Genomic DNA, 20,265 nt, shown 5'->3' with positions numbered 1-20,265 from the left:
GGGGAGAAACCATGCAGGATTACAGAATGCTCATTGGCGGAGAGTGGCGCGAGGCGGTTGACGGCGCCAGCTTCACCTCCATCAATCCCTACTCCGGTGAGGAATGGGCCCGGTTTCCGCGCGCCGCTGCCGCGGATGTCGAACTTGCCGTACAGGCCGCGCAGGCCGCCTTCACCGCAGGGGACTGGCCGCAATGGACCGCCAGCCAGCGCGGCGCGGCCTTGGTCCGCTTGGCCGGGTTGGTTGCCGAGGAGGCCGGGCGGCTTGCCGAGATAGAGGTGCGGGACAACGGCAAGCTGATGGCGGAGATGTCGAACCAGTGCCGCTACATGGCCAACTGGTACGCCTACTACGGGGGTCTCGCCGACAAGGTCGAAGGTCTCGTCCCGCCGATCGACAAGCCGGGCGTCGTCAATATGGTTCACTACGAACCGCTTGGCGTCTGCGCCTGCATCACGCCCTGGAACTCGCCGTTGCTGCTGCTTGCCTGGAAACTCGCGCCGGCCTTGGCCGCTGGGAACACCGTGGTCGTCAAACCCTCGGAATACACCTCGGCCTCGACCCTCGAACTGGTCCGCCTGGTCGAAACGGCGGGAATCCCGCCCGGCGTGGTCAACGTGGTCACGGGTTTCGGCGAAGAGGCCGGGATGCCGCTGGTCACCCATCCGCTGGTCCGCAAAGTGGCCTTTACCGGCGGCGAGCAGGCGGGCAGGGCGATCAACCAGGCTGCGGCGGGCGACTTCAAGAAGGTCACCCTCGAACTGGGCGGCAAATCTCCCAACATCGTTTTCGAGGATGCCGACCTCGATGCCGCGGTGCCGGGCGCTGTCTCGGGCATCTTCGCCGCTTCGGGCCAGACCTGCATCGCCGGCTCCCGCCTGCTGTTGCAGGACGGGATCTACGATGCCTTCCTCGACCGCCTCGTCGAGATGGCGCGTTCGGCCAAGCTGGGCGATCCCATGGACCCCGAGACCAACATCTCGCCGGTCGCCACCGCCGCGCAGCACGAGAAGATCCTGGCCTACATCGAGATTGCCCGCGCCGAAGGGGCGACCTGCCTGCTGGGCGGCCGCGCGGCCCGGCCCGAGGGCTCCGGGGGATACTTCGTCGAGCCCACGATTTTCACCGATGTGCGCAACGACATGCGCATCGCGCAGGAAGAGGTCTTCGGCCCGGTCCTCTCGGTCCTGCGGTTTTCCGACGAAGACGAGGCGGTGGCCATTGGCAACGACGTGCTCTATGGGCTCGCGGCCGGCGTGTGGACCAACGACCTGACCCGGGCGCTGCGCATGTCCCGGCGGCTTCAGGCCGGCACCGTCTGGGTGAATACCTACCGCTCGACGAGCTACACGACGCCCTTCGGCGGCTACAAGCGCAGCGGACTGGGCCGCGAGAACGGCAGCGACGCGATCAAAGAGTACCTGCAGCCAAAGTCGGTCTGGCTGGCCGAGCCCAAGGCGGTCGAGAACCCCTTTATCCGGCGCTGACCTGCTGGGCCGCTGTGCGCGCCGGCGGCGTCCGCGCGGCCCGCTTGACGCCCCGGCATCCCTTGGAGGACTGAAGCAATGGAAGCTTTCGTTTGCGACGCCGTGCGCACCCCCATTGGGCGCTATGGCGGGTCCCTGTCCGCGGTCCGGGCCGACGATCTGGCCGCGGTTCCGCTCAAGGCCCTGATCGAACGCAATCCCGCGGCCGACTGGTCGTGCCTCGACGACGTGGTCTATGGCTGCGCCAACCAGGCGGGCGAGGACAACCGCAACGTGGCGCGGATGGCGGCCCTCTTGGCGGGAATGCCGGTGGTGGTTCCCGGTGTGACGATCAATCGCCTCTGCGGTTCCGGTCTCGACGCGCTGGGGACCGCGGCCCGGGCGATCCGCGCCGGGGACGCCGATTTCATGATTGCCGGCGGCGCCGAAAGCATGAGCCGGGCGCCCTTCGTGATGCCGAAGGCCGCCACCGCTTTCTCGCGGGCCAACGCCGTCTACGACACGACGATCGGCTGGCGCTTTGTGAACCCGAAGATGCAAGCGGCCTACGACACCCACTCGATGCCCGAAACGGCGGACAACGTCGCCGCGGAATACGGCATATCCCGCGCCGACCAGGATGCCTTCGCCGCGCGCTCGCAGGCCCGCTATGCCGCGGCGGCGGAGGCCGGCCTGTTCGCCGAGGAAATCGTGCCCGTCAGCGTGCCTCAGAAGAAAGGCGATCCGGTGATCGTCGACACCGACGAGCATCCGCGTCCCGGCACGGATGTCGCGCGACTCGCCGGGTTGAAGGGCATAAACGGCGCCGATCTCACGGTGACGGCCGGCAATGCCTCGGGTGTTAACGACGGTGCGGCGGCCCTCATCCTGGCCAATGCCGCAGCGGCCGATCGGCACGGCCTGACTCCGGTGGCCCGCGTCGTCGGCATGGCGACGGCCGGGGTTCCGCCACGGGTCATGGGTATCGGCCCGGTGCCGGCGGTGCGCCGGGTGCTGGCGCGGACCGGCCTGACGCTCGGGCAGATGGACGTGATCGAACTGAACGAGGCCTTCGCCGCCCAGGGGCTCGCCGTCCTGCGCGAACTGGAGCTTCCGGACGATGCGCGTCACGTCAATCCCAATGGCGGTGCCATCGCGCTGGGTCATCCGCTGGGCATGAGCGGTGCGCGGCTGGCCCTGACTGCCGCGCTCCACCTGCGGCGCTCGGGCGGGCGCTATGGGATCTGCACGATGTGCATCGGCGTCGGCCAGGGGATCGCCGTCGTTCTCGAACGCGTGTAGGAGAGAGGCCGGTGACTGGTCCCGTGGTGCGCGTCGAGGAATACGGCCGGCTCGCTTGGGTGACCATCGACAACCCGCCGGTCAACGCGACCTCGGCCGCGGTCCGCAAGGGGCTCTGGGATGCCGTGCGGGACGTCGCCACCATGGACGTGCCTGCGGCTGTCCTGCGCTGCGCCGGTCGGACCTTCGTGGCCGGCGGCGATATCAGGGAATTCGACGCACCGCCGGTCAAGCCCGATCTGCCGGATATCGTGCGCGCAATCGAAGACTGCCCGCTGCCCTGGATCGCAGCCATGCACGGCTCGGCCTATGGCGGAGGCCTCGAAATCGCGATGGGCTGCGCCTACCGCGTTGCCACCGGGGGGGCGACCTTTGCCCTGCCGGAAGTCAAGCTGGGGATCGTACCGGGGGCCGGCGGCACGCAGCGTCTCCCCCGTCTCGTCGGGACGAAATGCGCGCTCGAAATGGCGACGACCGGAGAGCCGGTTTCCGCTGAGGCGTTTCTCGCCGCAGGCGGCCTCGACGCAATTCTCCCCGATCTCGAAGACCGGACACTGACGGCCTTTGCCCTGGGTCTGACCGGCCGTCCGGAGGCGACGCGCCTGCGCCGCATCCCGGCCCCGGATCCGGCGTGGTGGGCCGAGAGAGAGAGCGCCGTGAAACGGCGCGCCGGGGGACAGGAGTCGCCGCTGTGCAATTTCCGGCTTGTGCAACTGGCCAGCCGTACCCCGTTCGACACGGGGCAAAGCGAGGAACGGTCCCTGCACCTCGCGCTGCGACAATCCGAGCAGTCCCGGGCCCTGCGCCACATCTTCTTTGCCGAGCGCAAGGCGGCCAAGCCGGCCGCCATCGCCGGCCATAAACCGCGCGCCCTTCGCTCCGTCGCGATCGTCGGCAGCGGTCCGGCTGCCCACGGCCTCGCCGAGGACGCGCGTACCGGCGGGCTGGAGGTGATCCTGGCCGAGAGCGCGGAGGGGCTTGCGACGGCGGCGGTCCGGCCGCCCGATCTGGCCATCGTGGCGGGCGTGGAAGAACCGGACGGGATGCGCCGGACGCTGCGCCGCCTGGCCGAGGCGGCGGGCCCGCAGGCGATCCTGTCGGTCTGCGCGGGGCGCTTGGATCTGTCCCGGATCTTCGAGGGTGCCCCCGGCCGGAACCCTTGTCTGGCGTTGCACTGCGGGCCTGTGGAGCGCCGCACGAAGCTGCTGGAGATCATGGTCGCGCCAGACACGCCGGCAGAGGTCGCGTCCACGGGCGTCGCTCTTGCCCGGCGTCTGTCCAGAACGCCCGTCCTCTCTTGCGGAGGCCCCGGCATCGTCGGTGGGTTCGTCGGGGTGCGGCTGGAGCGGGCCGTGCGCCGTCAGGCGGAGGATCTTCTCACCGAAGGTGCTTTGCCGCAGGAGGTCGATGCCGCTTGGGCCGAATTCGGCGTGCCGATGGGGATCTTCGCGGCAGAGGATGCCGCCGGCCTTGAGCCCCTCGACATGGCCCCCGAGGGCACGCGTCACCGCCGGATACGCGCGGCGCTGGTGGCAGCCGGCCGCTTGGGTCGACACAGCGGCAAGGGCTGGTATCGCTACGAACCGGGCGACCCGACCGCCCTGCCGGACCCGGAGGTCGAGGCAATGATCCGCGAGCAGGCGCGCAAGCGCGGCATCGAACGGCGACGCCCCTGCGCGGAGGAGATTTGCCGCCGCCTTCTCGCGGTTCTCATCGATGAAGGCGCGCGTGTCGTGGAGGAGGGAGTCGTCGCGGACGGCGCCCTCGTCGATGTCGTCGCCGTCGTCGGCCACGGCTTTCCCCGCTGGCGCGGCGGGCCGATGTATCATGGAACGCAGGTCGGGATGAACAGGGTGGCGGGCTGGATGGATGAGGTCGTGGCGGGAAGCCCCCCCGGAGCCTGGACCGTTTCAGACACCCTCCGTGAAGCTGCGGCGTGAGGGGGGATGGAAAACCGCCATCGGCTATGCCGTGCTCGCGACGGAAGAACCGGGGCGCCGGAAAAAAACTGCATAGTAACCAACTATCCCAGTGAGACTCGACGCTGCCGCTGATGCCATCTCCATCCACGAGAGAGCGCTTTACGGCGACGTCATTGGTTGGCCATTCACGATGCGTGTGGTGAACGGCGCTTCCCTATAGGCGCATCGCTTGGACCACCTTGGTGCATTGGCTCTAGCGGCCGCTTCGACGTGCGCCTATTGTGCTGTGATAAATACTGGCAAGGCAGTGCCTTACCGCAGTGCAAATGGTGGTTGACCGCTGTTGGCATGCCTGGGCCCACGGAACGAGACAAGACAAGCGAACCCTTGGCCAAACTGGACCACACCCTCTCCGTAGCCCCCATGATGGACTGGACGGACCGGCATGAGCGGGCCTTCCTGCGGACCATCAGCCGGCGCACCCTGCTCTATACCGAGATGGTGACCACCGGGGCGATCCTGCACGGCGACCGCGACCGCTTCCTGAGCTTTGACGAGAGCGAGCATCCCGTGGCGCTGCAGCTTGGCGGCTCCGAGCCGGCGGATCTGGCTGCCTGTGCGCGGGAGGGCGAGGCGCGGGGCTACGACGAGATCAACCTCAACCTCGGCTGCCCCAGCGACCGGGTGCAGCGGGGCCGCTTCGGCGCCTGTCTGATGACCGAACCGGCCCTGGTGGCCGACTGCGTGGCGGCGATGATCGCGGCGGTGGCTATTCCGGTCACCGTGAAGACGCGCATCGGCGTCGACGATCAGGATTCCTACGAGGCCCTGCAAGGCTTCGTCGCCACGGTGGCCGAGGCGGGCTGCCGGACCTTCACCATCCACGCGCGCAAGGCCTGGCTCAGCGGCCTCAGCCCGAAGCAGAACCGCGAGGTGCCGCCGCTGCGCTATGAGGTCGTCCACGCCCTGAAGCGCGACTTCCCCGATCTGGAGGTCGTGCTGAACGGCGGGGTGATGGATCTGGACGAGGCCGAGGCCCATCTCACCCGGGTCGACGGGGTGATGATCGGCCGCGCGGCCTATCAGTCGCCCTACATCCTGGCGCAGGCGGACCGGCGCTTCTTCGGCGAGACGGCCGAGCCCCTCAGCCGCGAGGCGGTGGTCGAGGCCTTTCTGCCCTATGTCGAGCGTCAACTCATCCGGGGCGTACCGCTGAAGTCCATCACCCGCCACATGCTGGGCCTCTTCAACGGCCTGCCCGGGGCGCGTGCCTGGCGCCGCCATCTCGCCGAGGAGGCGCACAAGCTGGGCGCCGGGCCCGAGGTCATCCTGGCCGCAATGGCCCGCTGGCGGGCCGCCCAGGACCGGCGCCGCGCGGCCTAACCGGGATGCCCGACGACAAGAAACGCGGCTTCGCCGACGACGGCGGACCGGACTGCGACCTCGATATCCTGCGCGGAACGAGCAGTGGAGCGCGGCCATGAAACTCGCCGAAATGACCTGGCCGGAGGTCGAGGCCTATCTGCGGGAGTCCCCGGGGATCATCCTGCCCACCGGCTCGACGGAACAGCACGGCCCCATCGGCCTGATCGGCACCGACGCCATCTGCGCCCAGGCGATGGCGGAGCGCGCCGCCGAGGCGGCCGGTGCCATCGTCGCGCCGGTCCAGGCGCTGACCCCGGCCCAGTTCAACCTCGCCTTTCCCGGCACCATCTCCCTGCGGGCCCGGACCTTCACCGCGCTGGTCTACGATGTGCTGGCCTCTCTGGCCGGCCAGGGCTTCACCCGGATCTACATCCTCAACGGCCATGGCGCGAACCTGGCGCCGATCCGCGCGGCGATCCACGACGCCACCCAGGACCTGGATGCTGCCTTCGCCGTGCGCCTGCGCTCTTGGTGGGACTACCCGGAGACCGACGCTCTGCGCCGGTCCCTCTACGGCGAATGGGAGGGCATGCACGCCACCCCCAGCGAGGTGGCCATCACCCAGGCCCTGGTGCGCGCCGTCACCGGCGCCGAGGCACCGCCGGAAGCCTTGAGCGCGGACTACCTGAAGGCCCATGCCGGCGATCTCCACGGCGATGCCGCCGACCACCGGCGGCGCTTTCCCGACGGCCGCGTCGGCTCCCACTCCGCCCTTGCCAGCCCCGAACAGGGCCGGGCCCTGCTCGACACCGCCGTGCGCGAAGCCGCCGCGGACTATGAGGCTTTCCTGAAGGAAGCCTAAGGGAGACCTCCACCTTGATCGACCAGACGACCCTCATCACCTACCTGGCCATCCTGTTGGGGTTCGTGTTCATTCCCGGGCCGGCGGTGATCCTGACTCTGGCCCGCGCGTCCACCTCCGGCACCCGGGTGGGGATCGCCACGGGGCTCGGCATCGCGGTGGGCGACCTGGTCCACACTGCCATGGCGGTGGTCGGCCTCTCGGCGGTGATCCTGGCCTCGGCCTTTCTGTTCACTCTGGTGAAGTATCTGGGGGCGGCCTATCTGGTCTACCTGGGGATCCGGGCGATCCTGGAAAAGGTGCAACCCGATGCCGCCTTCGGCTCCCTGCGGATCACGCCAGGCCAGGCCTTGCGTCAGGCGGTGCTGGCCGAGGTCCTGAACCCCAAGTCGGCCCTTTTCTTCCTGGCTTTCCTGCCGCAGTTCGTGCGCCCGGAAAACGGTGCTGTCGCGCTGCAGCTCACAATCCTGGGCGGGCTCTTCGTTCTGATGGGACTGCTCAGCACCCTGGTCTTCGCCACCTGCGCCGGCTGGTTCGGGGCCTTTCTGCGCCGCAACCCCGCCGTCGTGCGCTGGCAGGGCAAGGTGGTCGGCGCCATATACATCGCCCTGGGCGCGCGGCTGGCCCTGCAGGAGAAGTAGGGGAAGCCTTGGCGCCGCCGCTGCGGTCAGCGGGCCGTGCCTACACCACCTTGGTGTGCAGCTCGCCGACGCCGTCGATGTGGCCTTCCAGCACGTCGCCGCGATTCACCGGGCCGACACCGGCGGGAGTCCCGGAAAGGATCAGGTCCCCGGCCTCCAGGGTGAAGAGGCCGGAGAGGTAGGCGATCATTTCCGGCACCTTCCAGATGAGCTGGTTCAGGTCGCCTTCCTGGCGGACTTCGCCGTTGACCTTCAGCCAGATGGCGCCCGCGCTGGGGTGGCCGATGTCGCTGGCGGCCACCAGGGCGCTGCAGGGCGCCGAGTGGTCGAAGGCCTTGCCGACCTCCCAGGGCCGGCCCATTTTCTTGGCCACCCCCTGCAGGTCGCGCCGTGTCATGTCCAGCGCCACGCCGTAGCCCCAGACGTGGTCCAGGGCGTCCTCGACGGGGATGTTGCGCCCGCCGCTCTTAAGGGCGACCACCAGTTCGATCTCGTGATGCACATCCGCCGACTTGTCGGGGTAGGGAAAGGCCTCCCCGTTGACCACCAGGTTGTCGGGGTTCTTCTGGAAGAAAAAGGGGTCCTCCCGGTCCGGGTCGTGGCCCATCTCCACGGCGTGGGCGGCGTAGTTGCGCCCCACGCAATAGATGCGGTGGACGGGAAAGGACACCGAATTGCCGCGAACCGGCAGTTCGACCTGCTGTGGGGGGGAGAATAGGTAACTCATGCTCTATCTTCTTCCATATGGCTCTGATGGTCTTGGCCGGCCTCTGGGTGCCGGCTGCGCCTACCCGCGGCGCTCTCGTCTAACCTAGTTTCGGAACCTGCAGTTCTCCAGCGATCTCCTCCAGGGTTTTCACGAGATTGGGGTGCAGGGGAATGCCGTTCGCCCGCCTGTCATTGTAGAGAGCCGCGCGGCGGTCGCCGGGGATGCGCACGGGATCGTGATCCGGCAGGGGCGTGGCGCCGCGCATCTCCGCGAAGACCGCATCGGCCGAGGCCTTGAAGGCCGTCACATCGCCGAAGGCGGAGAGCGACAGGGCGGCGATGAACTGGCCGGTATTGGTCGCGGAGGTGGTGTCCTTGGTGAAGTCCACGACGTCGCTGCCGAAGGCGGCGCCGTTCAGCGTTCCGGCCAGCAGGCCGAGGGCCATGGCAAGGCCGTAGCCTTTGGCGCCGCCGATGGGCAGCAGCAGACCCTCCTCCCGGCGCGCCGGGTCGGTCAGGGGCTTGCCGTCGCGGCCCACCATCCAGCCTTCGGGCATTGGTTCGCCGCGCTGGGCCAGGGTCTTGATCTTGCCGACGGCGGCCACCGTGGTGGCCATGTCCAGCACGAAGGGCGGCGACTCGCCGGCCGGGACGGCGATGGCGATGGGATTGGTGCCGAGCAGCAGATCCGCCCCGCCGAAGGGGGGCACGTGGTTGGCGCTGCCGACGGCACCGTAAAGGCCGATCATGTCCTCTTCGACAGCCATGGTCACGTAGAGCGCCGCGGGCCCGGCGTGGTTGCCGTTGCGCACCCCGACCCAGCCGATGCCGTGGTCCTGCGCCTTGGCGATGGCGAGCTGTGTGGCAAAGCGCATGGCGAGGTGGCCGAGACCGTTGTCGCCGTCCACCACGGCGGTGGAGCCCTTCTCGAGGGCGACCCGGACCTCGGCGCGCGGGTTGGTCCCGCCGTCGCGCAGGCGGTTGACGTATTGGCGCAGGCGAAAGCTGCCGTGGGTGTCATAGCCCTGGAGATCGGCGCGCACCATGAGGCCGGCCACCAGGGTCGCATCGGCATCGGGCACCTCCAGCGCGACGAAGGCGGAGCGCAGGAACTGCTCGAGCGCCGAGGCCGTGTAGCGCCGGATTTCCTTGCTCATGGCAAGGCCCCGGCGGCGTTGCGGCGGCGATCAGATGCGCGAGCCCGCATAGTATTCGACCTTGTGCTCCAGCCAGCCGATCATCGAGGAGAAAGCCAGCGCGAAGACGAAGAGGATCAGGGTCAGCGCCCAGAACTCCTCGAACTGGAAGTTGTCGGAGAAGGTGCGGAACAGCCGCCCGAGGGCCACCACCGAGACCAGGAGCTGGCCGATGACGATGCCCTTGACCGCCCGGATCAGCCCCATGCGGATGCCGGCGAGGATCTCCGGCAGGGCGGCCCAGAACAGCACCTTGGTGAGGAGCTGCCAGCGGCTGGCGCCGAAGGACTGGCCCATCTCCGAGAGCGAGGGCGAGATGTGGCGTACCCCGGCATAGGTGTCGAGGGCGATGATCCAGATGGCGAAGAGCACCACCGTGACGATGATGGTGGTCTGGCCGAGGCCGAACAGCAGCATCAGCACCGGCACCAGCGAGGACAGCGGCGCCGAGGCGAAGATGTTCACCCACATGCCGAGAATGCTGTTGGCCACCCGGCTGCGCCCCATGGCGAAACCGATGGCGACGCCGCCGATGATGGCGATGACCATGCCGATGAAGAAGGACTGCAGGGTCTGCAGCGCGGCGGCGTGGAAGTCGGCGCGCTGCGCCAGCACCCAGAGCTCTGCGATGACGCTGGAGAAGGGCGGCAGGATAAAGGCCAGTTCCAGGCGCCCGGCCAGCTCCCAGAGCCCGATCCAGATCAGCAGCGAGTAGGCCGGCGGTATGCGATGTCCGAAGAGAACCATGGGGCCGTCCTCAGTCCAGATACTTGCGCAGGTTGTTCCAGATCTCCTCGACGGTATCGAGGTAGGCCTTGTCGCGGCGGATGTCGTCGGGGCTCGCGTCGCGGCTGATCTCCGGCCGGATGGTCGAGTGGATGCGGCCCGGGCGCGGCGACAGCAGCACGATCTGGTCGGAGACGTAGACCGCCTCCTCGATGGAGTGGGTGACGAAGATCACCGACTTCTTCTCCACCGACAGCAGGTGCAGCAGGTCTTCCTGGAACTTGCGGCGCGTCTGTTCGTCGACGGCCGAGAAGGGCTCGTCCATCAGCAGCACATCGGCGTTGACCGCCAGGGCGCGGGCCAGGCCGACGCGCTGGCGCATGCCGCCGGAAAGCTCATGAGGGTATTTGTCCTCGAAGCCGCCCAGGCCGACCTTGTCGATGTATTGGCGCGCCTTCTCCTCCCGCTCGGCCTTCGGCTGATGGGTCAGCTCCAGCCCGAAGGCGACGTTGCGCAGGACCGTCGCCCAGGGCAGCAGGGCGAAGTCCTGGAACACGAAGGCCCGCTCCGGCCCCGGCCCGGTCACCGGCTTGCCCTTGACGAAGACTTCGCCGGCGGTGGGCTCCAGCAGTCCCGCGATGATCTTCAGCAGCGTGGTCTTGCCGCAGCCGCTGGGCCCCAGCAGGGTGGTCATCTGGCTGGTGGGAAAGGCCAGGTTGATGGAGTCCAGGGCGTGAATGTCGGTGCCGTAGAACTTGGTGATGTCGCGAACCTCGACGATGTTGTCTTTCGCAGGGTCCGGCGCGGCGTGCGGCGATTGCATGGCGGTGACGCTAGCCATCAGTGACCTTTCTTCTTTTCCGGCCGGAAGTAGTTCGTCTCGACTTTTTCCAGCAGTCCGACCATGACGGCGGAGAACACGATGATGGAGAAGACCGCCGCGTACATATGCGCATATTCGGCGACCGAGCGGTGATAGGAAATGAGATCGCCGATCCCTGTCGGCGTGATCAGCAATTCGGCCAGGATGACGCCGATGAAGCCGGCGGCGACCCCGAGACGCAGGCCGGCGAAGATCACCGGTGCGGCGTTGGGAATGATCACCTTCCAGATCTCCTGAAGCCGCGTGCCCTGGAAGGAGCGGCACATCTGGATCAGGGTCGGGCTGGCATTGCGCACGGCCTTGTAGGTGTTGAGCACTATGATCGGGGCGGCGAGGATCATCACCGCCACGGTCTTCGCCGTGAGGCCGATCCCGTAGGCATAGGTGATCAGCGGAATGAGCGCCGCGACGGGGGACGCCTGAAGCACCACGAAGATCGGCTCCCAGGTCCACTGGAACAGGCGGTTGAGGCCCATGCCGACGCCGATGGCGACCCCGAAGACGGCCGAGATGGAAACGCCCACCGCAAGCGGCTTCAGGGTTTCACCGTAGGCATCGGTCATCCGGCCGTCGGCGGTCATCTCCCAGAGCGCCTGCATGGTGTCGCTGAAGGTGGGGAAGGCCACGCTGATGGGAATCAGGCCGGCGATCTCCCAGATCGTGAAAAGTCCGATCACGGAAAGCAGGCGGTAGACGAAGACCGAGCCGAGGCCGAGAAAGGCCCTGCCGGACTCGGGCCCTTCCACGGCGGCCGGTGCCGATGAAGCGGTCGTAGACATTAAGGGGTCCTCAAACCTCCTGTTACGATCTCAGCCGCCACCGCGCGGACCGATGCGGGGGCGCGGTGGCGTGCTGGGAAGGGCTTTTCGAAACCTCGGGACTACATCCTGCCGAGTTTTTCGAGGGCCGCGTCGATGGACTCGAGATACCAGTAGTCTTCGACCTTGAGTTCCGCGGCATTGCCGTCCAGGGAGCCCGAGGTGGTGAAGAAGACGAAGTCTTCCTTCACCGACTCGGCGCTGCCGCCGTTGTTGGGGAAGAGGTCGATCTCGACGCCCTGGGTGAAGGCCGGCACCATTTCCTCGACCTCGATCTGCTCGATATCGGGCAGCACGTTGTACTTCTCGCGAAGCGTGGCGATGGAGGCGGGGTCCTTGTTGATCTCGCGCCAGGTCTTGATCAGCTCCTCGACCAGGATCGCGACCGCTTCCTTCTCGGTCTCAAGCCAGTTCTTGTTGGCGTAGAGTGCCTCGTCGGTGGCCTTGATGTCCGGCAGCGGCAGGAAGACGAACCTGCCCGGTGCCTCGCGCTCCAGCAGCCGCTTGCGCTCGTAGTCGACGATGGAGACGTTGATGCGGCCCTGCAGCAGCGCGCCGGCGCGCACGCCGGAGCCAGGCACGTAGCTCACCGTCTTGTAGGCGACACCGTTTTGCTTGGCCATGAGCTGCATGATCGCCTCGGTTCCCGAACCGCGGCCGTGCACCGCCACATCGGCGCCGTCCAAATCCTTCCAGGTCTTATACTTCTCGCCGTTGACCACGGGATAGAAGCGCAGCATGGAGAGCTGATAGAACATGCGGATCGGCGCGTTGACCTTTTGAATCAGTGCATAGGGCGTGCCGACGCCGATGTCCGCCTGGCCGCTGACGATGGCCTGGGCGGCCAGATCCTCGGACTGCAGGAAGGTGGTCTCCACCTGGACACCGCGTTCCTTGGCGCGGGCGACGGCGATCATGAAATTCACCATCTCGCCGCCGGGCACGTCGCCGAAAGCGACGGTCATGGAACCCTTGCTCTGCGCCTGTGCCGGCACGGCGGCGAAAGCCAACGAGGCCGCGACAAGAGCGGCGCTCCCGATCGATTTCAAAACGGAACTGCTCTTCATGGTTTCCTCCCGGTTTGGGTTCTTATGCGGTTCTTATGCGGTTCTTTGCGGGCGTTCGCGCCCGTATTCCTTCTTCTGCCTCAGGCGGCGTGGGCCTCCGAGGAAACGTCTCTCACGGTGTTGCTCAACTGGCCGATGCCCTCGATCTCGCAGGTGACGAGGTCGCCGTCCTGCAGGAAACACGGCGGGTCCATGGCATAGCCGACGCCCGAGGGCGTGCCCGTCGCCAGCAGGTCGCCGGGCTCCAAGGTCATGCCCTCCGACAGGGATTCCAGCAGCCGCGGAATGGAATAGATCATCGAGGCGGTGTTGCCGTCCTGGCGGCGCTGATCGTTCACCTTGAGGCTGATCCGCAGACTGTCGAAGTTCGGCAGCTCGTCGAGGGTGACGATCTGCGGGCCCATGGGACAGGAGTTGTCGAGCCCCTTGCCCTTCAGGAACTGGCCGCCATGGCGGCGTTGGATGTCGCGGGCGGTGATGTCGTTGATGATGGTGAAGCCGAAGATATGGCGGACGGCCTCGGCTTGCGGTATGTCTCGGCCCGCCCTGCCGATGACCACGCCGAGTTCGACTTCGTAGTCCATCTTCCGGGATATGCCGGGGTCCAGCCGGATTGTGCCGCCGGGGCCGACCACGGCGGTCGGCGGCTTGGAGAAAAACACCGGATGCTCGGGGACCTTGTCTTCCTTGCCCTGGGCGCGGCTGGATTCCGTCACATGGGCCCGGTAGTTGCTGCCGACGCAAAAGACGTTCTTCGGCGGCCGCGGAATCGGCGCCAGCAGCTTGACCGCCGAGGCGGTGTGGCAGGCGCCGGCCAGGCCGCCGGCCTCGGCGTCCCGCAGCATCGTTTCGCAGATATCGCGCAGCGGCGCGCCGCCCCGGATGATGTCGAGCAGCGTCAGGGGAAGCGGGAGGGTGCGATCGATCGATCCCGCTTCGCGGGCCAGCAGGAAGCCCTGACGCAGGTCGAGGAAGCGTCCCGGCTCGATCACCAGACCGGGCCGTTGTCCGCCATCGATCTCGAAGGTCACAAAGCGCATGGGCCGGCGACCATGACTGCTGTGTGAGAGTACCAAAGATGTCCGAATTGTCGGTCCATGGTCCTTGCTCCCCGGCCTGCTCGGTTTGACCCGCATTCTGTGCAGCGGGCGGCAGGCATTCTTGTTTGAGGAGAGAATTTAACCAATCCTTGATTGGTTTGGCAAATGAATTATATTGGTTAGGTGAATTTGACCGATTGATTGCCGACCGCTAGGCTCGCGCTGGTTTTCGGGTAGCGCTATATTCGACGCGGTTTTCGGGGTTGGAGTCGGTATGGACAAGGGACACGGTGCACTGACGCAGCTGCGCGCCTATCTGGCGCAGCGCGACCTGCCGGCCAACAGCCGCCTGCCCCCGGAAAGAGAGCTCTGCGACATGCTGGGCGTCTCGCGCGGCGAGCTGCGCAAGGCGCTGGCGGTGATGGAAAGCAATGGCGAGCTCTGGCGCCACGTCGGCAAGGGCACCTTCATCGGCGCGCGCCCGGTGCAGGAATACTCCGACGTCGCGGCCATCGCGGCGCGCACCAATCCCCGCGACGTCATGCATGCCCGCCTGCTGATCGAACCGCAGATCGCCCGGGAAGCGGCCTTGAACGCCACCTCAGGCGACATCGCGGAGATGCGCCAATGCCTGGCCGCCTCGCGTGCCGCGGAGACCTGGCGCCAGTACGAGAACAGCGACAACCGCCTGCACCGCACCGTCGCCGAGGCGACCCACAACACGGTGCTTCTGGCGCTGTTCGATACCCTCAATGCGGTGCGCCGGGCCGTGGTCTGGGGCCGCCTGCGCGACCAGAGCACCCGCCCGCCCAAGGATCACCACAGCTTCGGCGAGCACGAGGCCTTGGTCAAAGCCATCGAAGAGCGCGACGTGGAAGCCGCCGGCCAGGCCATGCGGCGCCATCTGTCGCATGTGCAGGACAACCTGCTGGCCGCCCGCCAGGCAGCCGAATAGGCCACCCGGAGCGTCTCTGGGCCGGGGGACGATTGGCCCCAACGATCCTCAGAAAAACCAGGAGAAGCGGACTTCGATGAAGGAGTCGTCGCCCAATCCGTTGAGAAGGTCGCCCTCGTCGACGTTGTCGAAGACCTGACCTTCGATCTCCAGGTTCAGGTTGTCGCTGAGCCGCCGTTCGAACTCCAGACTGAACACCCGCTCCTGGTGCTCGATGTCGATGATCACGCCGGCCAGCAACTCGGTGTCTTCCACATCGTTGAGCGCCAGGCGGGTCGCCAGGAAGATATCGTCTTCGAAGGCCGTGGCCGGCGCCCCCGGGTCGCGCCCGTCGTGCAGGTACTCGGCCAGCAGGCCCAGGTCGGCATGGCTCTCGAAGATCCCGAACAGTGTGTACTCGAAGCCGCCGACGGCGGCGAAGAAGGTGTCCTCGTCGTCATAGCCGGAGGCGGTGAGCGCCTCCAGCTTCAGCAGCCAGGGCCCGGTGGTGTACTGCACGTCCAGGCTGGTCTGGTGGATGATGTCGTAGCGCGGCTGCAGCACCATCTGGCCGTTGTCGCTGACGATGGGCACCAGCCTCGGTTCGCGGCTGGTGCCGTAGAAATGCGCCAGGCCGAGGTCCCAGTTGTCGAAGGAGTGGGAATAGCGCGCTGCGAAGTCCACATGCCATTCCTCGGCGCTGGATTCATAGCTGGCATCCCCCACCGCGACGGGCATGGCGCCGCGCAGCCGGGCATCGTCGTCGGGGAAGGTGCGTTCGCGAAAGCCCGGAAGGACAAAGAAGCTGAGGGTGCCCCAGTCGCGCAGCAGGTTCAGATTGGCCATGGGCTGGCCCAGCTTGTCTTCCTGGTCCGGGCTCTCCACCAGGTCGGTCTGGTTGATGACGTCCACCAGGTGGCGCGACTCGGCGACGCCCCAGAAGACCTTGCTGATGCCCAGGACCGTGTCCCAGTCCTCCCCGGCGTGATACCAGCTCAGCTCGCGGATATCGCCGTGGCTGCGGTTCTCGTCGTCAGCGTCCAGGCGCAGGAAGGGAATGAAGGAGATGCGGTCGTCGCCGCGGTTCCAGCGGTAGCGCAGCTCCGGCTGCAGCACCACAGAGGGCGAAGCGTGGGCGCCGTCCTGCTGGGAAAACTGCGGGTTCTCGGGGAAGATCCTGACTTCGCCGGCGACATATCCGGAGAAGTCGAAGTCCTGCGCCAGGGTTGGGGCCGGGCCGAGCCAGCCCGCAAAGGCAACCGCGGTGAGGCCGAGGCCCCGCAGCGCCCATCCCCCGGTCATGACGTCCCCCAGCTCATCCCGCTCTAGCGCAACCGCTTCAGACGATTGGGGTTGAAGTCTCTGTCGTTCACGCCGACCCGGAATTCCCACTCGTCAAAGGTCAACCGGGTGGTCTTGCCGGTCTGATGGTTGACCATGTACCAATCATCGGCACGCCAGTACTGCCCGAGATATTGGTTGTAGCGATCCATGGTCAGAGTCTTCAAAAGGGAATCCTTGCGATCGTAGTAGTCGATGCGCATCGGGCGGTATTCCTGCTGATCGATCCAGGTGACCTGGCGCACATAGCCGGAGTTCTCGTAGCGCGGAAAGCGTTCGACCACGAAGCACATAAGATCGGCCGCCGATTCGCCGCAGGGTTCGTCACGCAACCAGCGATAGTCGTACTTGTCGACTTCTTGCGACAGCAGGTCTTCATAGGCGAACTCGCTGCCGACGAAGGGGCCCGATTTGTTGGCCGAGGAGATACGCTTCACCCGCTTCAGCGCCGGCAGATAGAGCCACTGGTCGTCCGGCTCCAGGATCTTGGTGAAGCTGAGGAAAGCGGTGCCTTCGATGTCGCGCGGATGATCGAAGACGATCAGCGACTTGTCGCCCTCGCTGCGTTCGGGCACTTCCAGCGTCTGGATTCGCAGCTCTCTGGTGCTGCTCTGCCCCTGCTTGTTGGACAGCACCATCTTTAGGTTCGAAGCCGTGTCGCCGAACCCGAGATCGCGGCGGTCCACCTCCTCGGCGATGGCGAGGCCCTTTTCCTCCGGCGTCTCGCCGAAGGCCGGAGCGCCCGGGCTCGCGAGGGCCAGCAGCAAGAGCGGCAGCAGCGCGGCCTTGCTAGTCGCCGGCATGGGCGACGGCTTCGGGTTGATCGACATGCTTCTTCTCCTTGTCGATGGCAAGCAGGAGCGGGGGCAGCAGCAGGAAATCGGCTACCAGGGCGGCGAAGATCGCCAGGGCAGTGAGCAGGCCGAGGCTCTGGTTCAGCTCGAAGGCGGAGAGCGCCAGGGTGCCGAAGCCGGCGATGAGAACCGCCGAGGTGACCGAGAGCGCCCGGCCCACCGTGGCAAAGGCATAGCGCACCGCATCCTCTGGGCTTTCGCCGCGTTCCCGGCGGGCGCGCAGGTACTTGCTGAGGAAGTGCACGGAGTCGTCGACGATGATGCCGAGGCTGGTGGCGGCCACCACCGACGAAGCGAGACCGATCTCGCCCACCAGAAGACCCCAGAAGCCGAAGGCCATGACTGCGGGGATCACGTTGGGAATGATGCTGATGGAGCCGATCTTGAGGCTGCGCAGCGCCACGATCAGGGACAGCGAGATCAGGAACAGTGCCAAGGCCGTGCCGGTCAGCATCGACCTGATGTTGCGTTCCGAAATATAGGCGAACATGACGAAGGGGCTGGTCGCCTCGGTCACCGAAGCCGGGATATTCTCGGCGATCCAGGCCTCCGAGTCTTGCTTTAGAATCCGCGCCTGCCGAGTCGTCATGTTTTCCAGGGTGGCGATGAAACGCAGGGAAGACTTGTCGACATTGATCTGGTTGTTGAGGTCCAGTCCGTAGGGCAGCGACATCTCGAAGAGCAGCAGGTACTGGGCGGCCAGGTCGCGCTGGTCGGGCAGGCGGTACCAGTCCGGGTCGTCGCCGTGCATGTTCTTGTTCAGGCGGCGGAAGATATCGGTGATGGTCTGCACATGGACGACACCGGGTTGCACGCGCAGCCATTCCGAAAACTCGTCCACCTTGGCCAGGTAGTCGGGTTCGCTGATCCCACCCTCGGCGGCCGCCGGCAGGGAGAATTCGATCTGGTAAATGCCGGAGAGATGCTCCATGGCGAAGTCGGTGTCGGCGCGGAACTGAATGCTCGGCTCGAAGTAGTTCACGAACTGATCGTTCAACTCGATGCGCGGAATCCAGACCGCCAGGCCGATGACCAGCGCCGACATGCCGTAGAGCAGCACCTGCCGGCGCCGCAACACGAACTCGGCGAGCCGCTGCATGGCATCGCTGTGGCCCTCGGCCCGCGGTTTCACTCGCAGCGGAGCCACCGCGAGAAAGGCGGGCAGGAAGGTCACCGAATAGATCCAGGCGGCGATCACGCCGATGGCGGTAATGTTGCCGAGGTCGCGGAAGGGTGGCGCGTCGCTGAAGTTCAGGGAAAGGAAGCCGATGGCCGTGGTGAGGGAGGTGAGGAAAACCGGGTGGAAGTTCACCCGCAGCGACTCGATGATGGCCTCGTGCTTGCTGGCGCCCTGGCGCATGGCGTGGAGCAGGGTCACCAGCAGGTGGATGGAGTCGGCCACCGCCAGGGTCAGGATGATGGTCGGCGCGATGGAGGAGGGTGGGGTGAACCTGATCCCCAGCCAGGCCGAGAGGCCGACCGCGCTGCCGGCCGAAAGGCCGATCACCAGAACCGTCACCAGGGTTCCGGCGATGGAACGCAGAAAGATCAGAAGGCCGGCAATGATGACGCCGTACATGATAGGGACCAGTATCGAGAGGTCGGCGACGCTGGCCTCGGCGAAGGCGTTGTTCAGAGCCACCAGCCCGGTCACCGCGACCGTGATGTCGGGATGCCTGGCGCGAAAGTCCTCGACGATCTCCCGCGCCGCGGCCATGGCGGTGGGGACCTCGGTCTCGCTCTCCGCCGGCAGCGTGAGGGTTACGTTGACGCCGGTGGTGCGGGCGTCCGGGGCGATCAGGCGGTTGATCAGGAGAGGCTCGCTCAGCGCCACGGCGCGGATGGCGGCGATGGTCTCGGAGTCGAGGTCCCGGTTCTTCGGGACCAGATCCTCCACCGTCAGGTCGTCACCCTCGGCGTAGCTGTGCTGGAAGTTGGTGATGGAATCGACGCGACGCGAGAAAGGGAGCTGCCAGGAGGCCTTGGTCAGTTCCTGAATGGCCGTCAGGGCTTCGGGGCTGAAGATCTCACCGTCCTTGGGCTGCAGCACGAAGAGGATGTTGTCGTCCTTGGTGTAGACCTGCTGCATTGCCTCGAAGGCGCGGAGTTGCGGATTCTCCTCGCTGAAGAAGATCCGGTAGTCGGTGGAAAACGTGAAGAACTGAACACCGCTGCCCAGGGCGATGGCGACGACAAGGCTGCCCAGGATGACCAGCCAGCGCAGGCGGATCACCTGCTGGGCATAGGAAACGACCCAACCGTCGCGGGCCCCATCGTTGCTCTTGCCGGGGTCTGGCCTGGCGGTATCCTGCACTCTGCCCAAACCTTGAGACTCGGTGGAATTCGTCATCACTGTCGCCCCATTTGTCCCAATAGCTTCGAAGATTGTGCTAACCGTAATGGATGATAAAAGAGTAAACTACACTGTGTAGTTTACATCGGAGCGAAACCCGAGAGTCAAGTGATTGAAGATGTCTGAGACTGCGAAAGGTGACAACGTCCTGACAGAGAGGACGGTGGCGGGCGTCCAGGCGCACTCGCCGAAGCGGCAGGCGATCGTTGCCGCGGCGGCCGAACTGTTCCTGCGTTCGGGCTACGGGGCCGTGTCGATGGATGCCATCGCGGCCAAGGCGGAGGTCTCGAAGCGCACGGTTTACAGCCACTTCTCGGGCAAGGACGAGCTCTTCGCCGCGGTCATGATGGCCCACTGCGCCCTGGTGGCGGGGGAGGAGGCCTTCGACCTGGACCCGGATCAGGACATGCGCGCCCTGCTGACCGATCTCGGGGTGCGCTTTCTGACCCTGGTCACCTCGCCCGAGGCCGTCGCGCTCTACCGCATTGTCGTGGCCGAAGCGGAGCGTTTTCCGGAACTAGGCCGGACCTTCTACGAGAACGGACCGCAGCGCTGGATCTCAACGCTCACCCCCTACCTTGGGGAGAAGGACCGAAGGGGCCAGTTGCGCGCGGCCGATCCGGAGACGGCCGCCTCCTTCCTGCTCTACCTCCTCAAGGACCCCTTGCACATGCGCTGCACTCTGGGTGTCCAGGGCACCGTCACCCCGGCTGAGATCGAAGCCCATGCGGCCAGGGCCGTGGGGACCTTTCTCGAACTCTACGCGCCGCGCTGATGTTCGGTTGAG

18 protein-coding genes are annotated in these 20,265 nt (G+C 66.4%); 8 read left to right on the top strand and 10 right to left on the bottom strand.

The features are described 5' to 3' along the window. Window positions 1–11 precede the first annotated feature (11 nt). The 6 genes from Q0996_RS02305 to Q0996_RS02280 all read left to right on the top strand — a co-directional run bounded on the left by Q0996_RS02305 (window position 12) and on the right by Q0996_RS02280 (window position 7,558). A complete protein-coding gene (locus Q0996_RS02305; RefSeq protein ID WP_299615557.1) occupies window positions 12–1,487 on the top strand; it encodes an aldehyde dehydrogenase in 1,476 nt (491 codons plus the stop codon). 78 nt (window positions 1,488–1,565) lie between these two features. After that, on the top strand, window positions 1,566–2,768 hold the full coding sequence (pcaF, locus tag Q0996_RS02300; RefSeq protein WP_299615556.1) for a 3-oxoadipyl-CoA thiolase: 1,203 nt from the start codon (window positions 1,566–1,568) through the stop codon (window positions 2,766–2,768). Between the two features lie 11 nt (window positions 2,769–2,779). After that, window positions 2,780–4,708 (top strand): enoyl-CoA hydratase-related protein, encoded by a 1,929-nt coding sequence (locus Q0996_RS02295; RefSeq protein ID WP_299615555.1) that lies wholly within the window; start codon window positions 2,780–2,782, stop codon window positions 4,706–4,708. Between the two features lie 378 nt (window positions 4,709–5,086). Further along, window positions 5,087–6,073 (top strand): tRNA dihydrouridine(20/20a) synthase DusA, encoded by a 987-nt coding sequence (gene dusA, locus Q0996_RS02290; protein ID WP_322096625.1) that lies wholly within the window; start codon window positions 5,087–5,089, stop codon window positions 6,071–6,073. Between the two features lie 97 nt (window positions 6,074–6,170). Then, entirely contained in the window at window positions 6,171–6,917 is a 747-nt protein-coding gene (locus Q0996_RS02285; RefSeq protein WP_299615551.1) for a creatininase family protein, read from the top strand. Window positions 6,918–6,931: 14 nt separating this feature from the next. Next, window positions 6,932–7,558 (top strand): LysE family translocator, encoded by a 627-nt coding sequence (locus tag Q0996_RS02280; RefSeq protein ID WP_299615549.1) that lies wholly within the window; start codon window positions 6,932–6,934, stop codon window positions 7,556–7,558. 40 nt (window positions 7,559–7,598) lie between these two features. Here the strand turns inward: Q0996_RS02280 and Q0996_RS02275 are convergent, their stop codons facing one another. The 7 genes from Q0996_RS02275 to Q0996_RS02245 all read right to left on the bottom strand — a co-directional run bounded on the left by Q0996_RS02275 (window position 7,599) and on the right by Q0996_RS02245 (window position 13,996). After that, a complete protein-coding gene (locus tag Q0996_RS02275; RefSeq protein WP_299615547.1) occupies window positions 7,599–8,285 on the bottom strand; it encodes a fumarylacetoacetate hydrolase family protein in 687 nt (228 codons plus the stop codon). A 79-nt stretch (window positions 8,286–8,364) separates the two neighbouring features. Then, window positions 8,365–9,423: an Ldh family oxidoreductase gene (locus tag Q0996_RS02270; RefSeq protein WP_299615545.1), complete on the bottom strand. Its 1,059-nt coding sequence runs from the start codon at window positions 9,421–9,423 to the stop codon at window positions 8,365–8,367. Between the two features lie 30 nt (window positions 9,424–9,453). After that, entirely contained in the window at window positions 9,454–10,209 is a 756-nt protein-coding gene (locus Q0996_RS02265) for an ABC transporter permease (protein ID WP_299615543.1), read from the bottom strand. A 10-nt stretch (window positions 10,210–10,219) separates the two neighbouring features. Continuing rightward, on the bottom strand, window positions 10,220–11,029 hold the full coding sequence (locus tag Q0996_RS02260; protein ID WP_299615541.1) for an ABC transporter ATP-binding protein: 810 nt from the start codon (window positions 11,027–11,029) through the stop codon (window positions 10,220–10,222). Continuing rightward, window positions 11,029–11,850, bottom strand: a complete 822-nt coding sequence (locus Q0996_RS02255) for an ABC transporter permease (protein ID WP_299615539.1) — start codon at window positions 11,848–11,850, stop codon at window positions 11,029–11,031. The genes Q0996_RS02260 and Q0996_RS02255 overlap by 1 nt, the downstream gene beginning before the upstream one ends. Before the next feature lie 101 nt (window positions 11,851–11,951). Then, on the bottom strand, window positions 11,952–12,956 hold the full coding sequence (locus Q0996_RS02250; protein WP_299615537.1) for an ABC transporter substrate-binding protein: 1,005 nt from the start codon (window positions 12,954–12,956) through the stop codon (window positions 11,952–11,954). A gap of 80 nt (window positions 12,957–13,036) precedes the next feature. Further along, window positions 13,037–13,996, bottom strand: a complete 960-nt coding sequence (locus tag Q0996_RS02245) for a fumarylacetoacetate hydrolase family protein (protein ID WP_299615534.1) — start codon at window positions 13,994–13,996, stop codon at window positions 13,037–13,039. A gap of 274 nt (window positions 13,997–14,270) precedes the next feature. Between Q0996_RS02245 and Q0996_RS02240 the strand changes: the two genes are divergently transcribed. Then, window positions 14,271–14,951: a FadR/GntR family transcriptional regulator gene (locus Q0996_RS02240; RefSeq protein WP_299615532.1), complete on the top strand. Its 681-nt coding sequence runs from the start codon at window positions 14,271–14,273 to the stop codon at window positions 14,949–14,951. Between the two features lie 48 nt (window positions 14,952–14,999). Here Q0996_RS02240 and Q0996_RS02235 read toward each other — a convergent pair whose 3' ends face one another. From Q0996_RS02235 to Q0996_RS02225, 3 genes are read right to left on the bottom strand one after another with little or no spacing between them, the layout of a single operon-like run. Then, window positions 15,000–16,232: a hypothetical protein gene (locus Q0996_RS02235; RefSeq protein WP_299615530.1), complete on the bottom strand. Its 1,233-nt coding sequence runs from the start codon at window positions 16,230–16,232 to the stop codon at window positions 15,000–15,002. 23 nt (window positions 16,233–16,255) lie between these two features. Beyond that, the gene (locus Q0996_RS02230; protein ID WP_299615528.1) at window positions 16,256–17,101 is read right to left on the bottom strand and encodes an outer membrane lipoprotein-sorting protein; all 846 of its coding nucleotides are present in this window, start codon (window positions 17,099–17,101) and stop codon (window positions 16,256–16,258) included. Beyond that, window positions 17,061–19,475 carry an RND family transporter gene (locus Q0996_RS02225; RefSeq protein ID WP_299615526.1) on the bottom strand — a complete coding sequence of 805 codons (2,415 nt, stop codon included), beginning with the start codon at window positions 19,473–19,475 and terminating at the stop codon, window positions 17,061–17,063. Before Q0996_RS02225 ends, Q0996_RS02230 begins: the two co-directional genes overlap by 41 nt. 121 nt (window positions 19,476–19,596) lie before the next feature. On the opposite strand from Q0996_RS02225, the gene Q0996_RS02220 reads away from it, so the two are divergent. After that, window positions 19,597–20,253 carry a TetR/AcrR family transcriptional regulator gene (locus tag Q0996_RS02220; RefSeq protein ID WP_299615525.1) on the top strand — a complete coding sequence of 219 codons (657 nt, stop codon included), beginning with the start codon at window positions 19,597–19,599 and terminating at the stop codon, window positions 20,251–20,253. The last annotated feature ends 12 nt before the right edge of the window (window positions 20,254–20,265 follow it).

Source organism: Pelagibius sp. (assembly GCF_028289705.1).
Lineage (GTDB): Bacteria > Pseudomonadota > Alphaproteobacteria > Kiloniellales > Kiloniellaceae > Pelagibius.
This window is presented reverse-complemented; position numbering and strand designations above follow the sequence as displayed.

Excerpts from the sequence above, each read along its gene's own strand:
- Q0996_RS02305 (WP_299615557.1), top strand. The coding sequence starts at position 12 with ATGCAGGATTACAGAATGCTCATTGGCGGAGAGTGGCGCGAGGCGGTT.
- pcaF (WP_299615556.1), top strand. The coding sequence starts at position 1,566 with ATGGAAGCTTTCGTTTGCGACGCCGTGCGCACCCCCATTGGGCGCTAT.
- Q0996_RS02285 (WP_299615551.1), top strand. The coding sequence starts at position 6,171 with ATGAAACTCGCCGAAATGACCTGGCCGGAGGTCGAGGCCTATCTGCGG.
- Q0996_RS02275 (WP_299615547.1), bottom strand. The coding sequence starts at position 8,285 with ATGAGTTACCTATTCTCCCCCCCACAGCAGGTCGAACTGCCGGTTCGC.
- Q0996_RS02270 (WP_299615545.1), bottom strand. The coding sequence starts at position 9,423 with ATGAGCAAGGAAATCCGGCGCTACACGGCCTCGGCGCTCGAGCAGTTC.
- Q0996_RS02265 (WP_299615543.1), bottom strand. The coding sequence starts at position 10,209 with ATGGTTCTCTTCGGACATCGCATACCGCCGGCCTACTCGCTGCTGATC.
- Q0996_RS02260 (WP_299615541.1), bottom strand. The coding sequence starts at position 11,029 with ATGGCTAGCGTCACCGCCATGCAATCGCCGCACGCCGCGCCGGACCCT.
- Q0996_RS02255 (WP_299615539.1), bottom strand. The coding sequence starts at position 11,850 with ATGTCTACGACCGCTTCATCGGCACCGGCCGCCGTGGAAGGGCCCGAG.
- Q0996_RS02250 (WP_299615537.1), bottom strand. The coding sequence starts at position 12,956 with ATGAAGAGCAGTTCCGTTTTGAAATCGATCGGGAGCGCCGCTCTTGTC.
- Q0996_RS02245 (WP_299615534.1), bottom strand. The coding sequence starts at position 13,996 with ATGCGCTTTGTGACCTTCGAGATCGATGGCGGACAACGGCCCGGTCTG.
- Q0996_RS02240 (WP_299615532.1), top strand. The coding sequence starts at position 14,271 with ATGGACAAGGGACACGGTGCACTGACGCAGCTGCGCGCCTATCTGGCG.
- Q0996_RS02235 (WP_299615530.1), bottom strand. The coding sequence starts at position 16,232 with ATGACCGGGGGATGGGCGCTGCGGGGCCTCGGCCTCACCGCGGTTGCC.
- Q0996_RS02230 (WP_299615528.1), bottom strand. The coding sequence starts at position 17,101 with ATGTCGATCAACCCGAAGCCGTCGCCCATGCCGGCGACTAGCAAGGCC.
- Q0996_RS02225 (WP_299615526.1), bottom strand. The coding sequence starts at position 19,475 with ATGACGAATTCCACCGAGTCTCAAGGTTTGGGCAGAGTGCAGGATACC.
- Q0996_RS02220 (WP_299615525.1), top strand. The coding sequence starts at position 19,597 with ATGTCTGAGACTGCGAAAGGTGACAACGTCCTGACAGAGAGGACGGTG.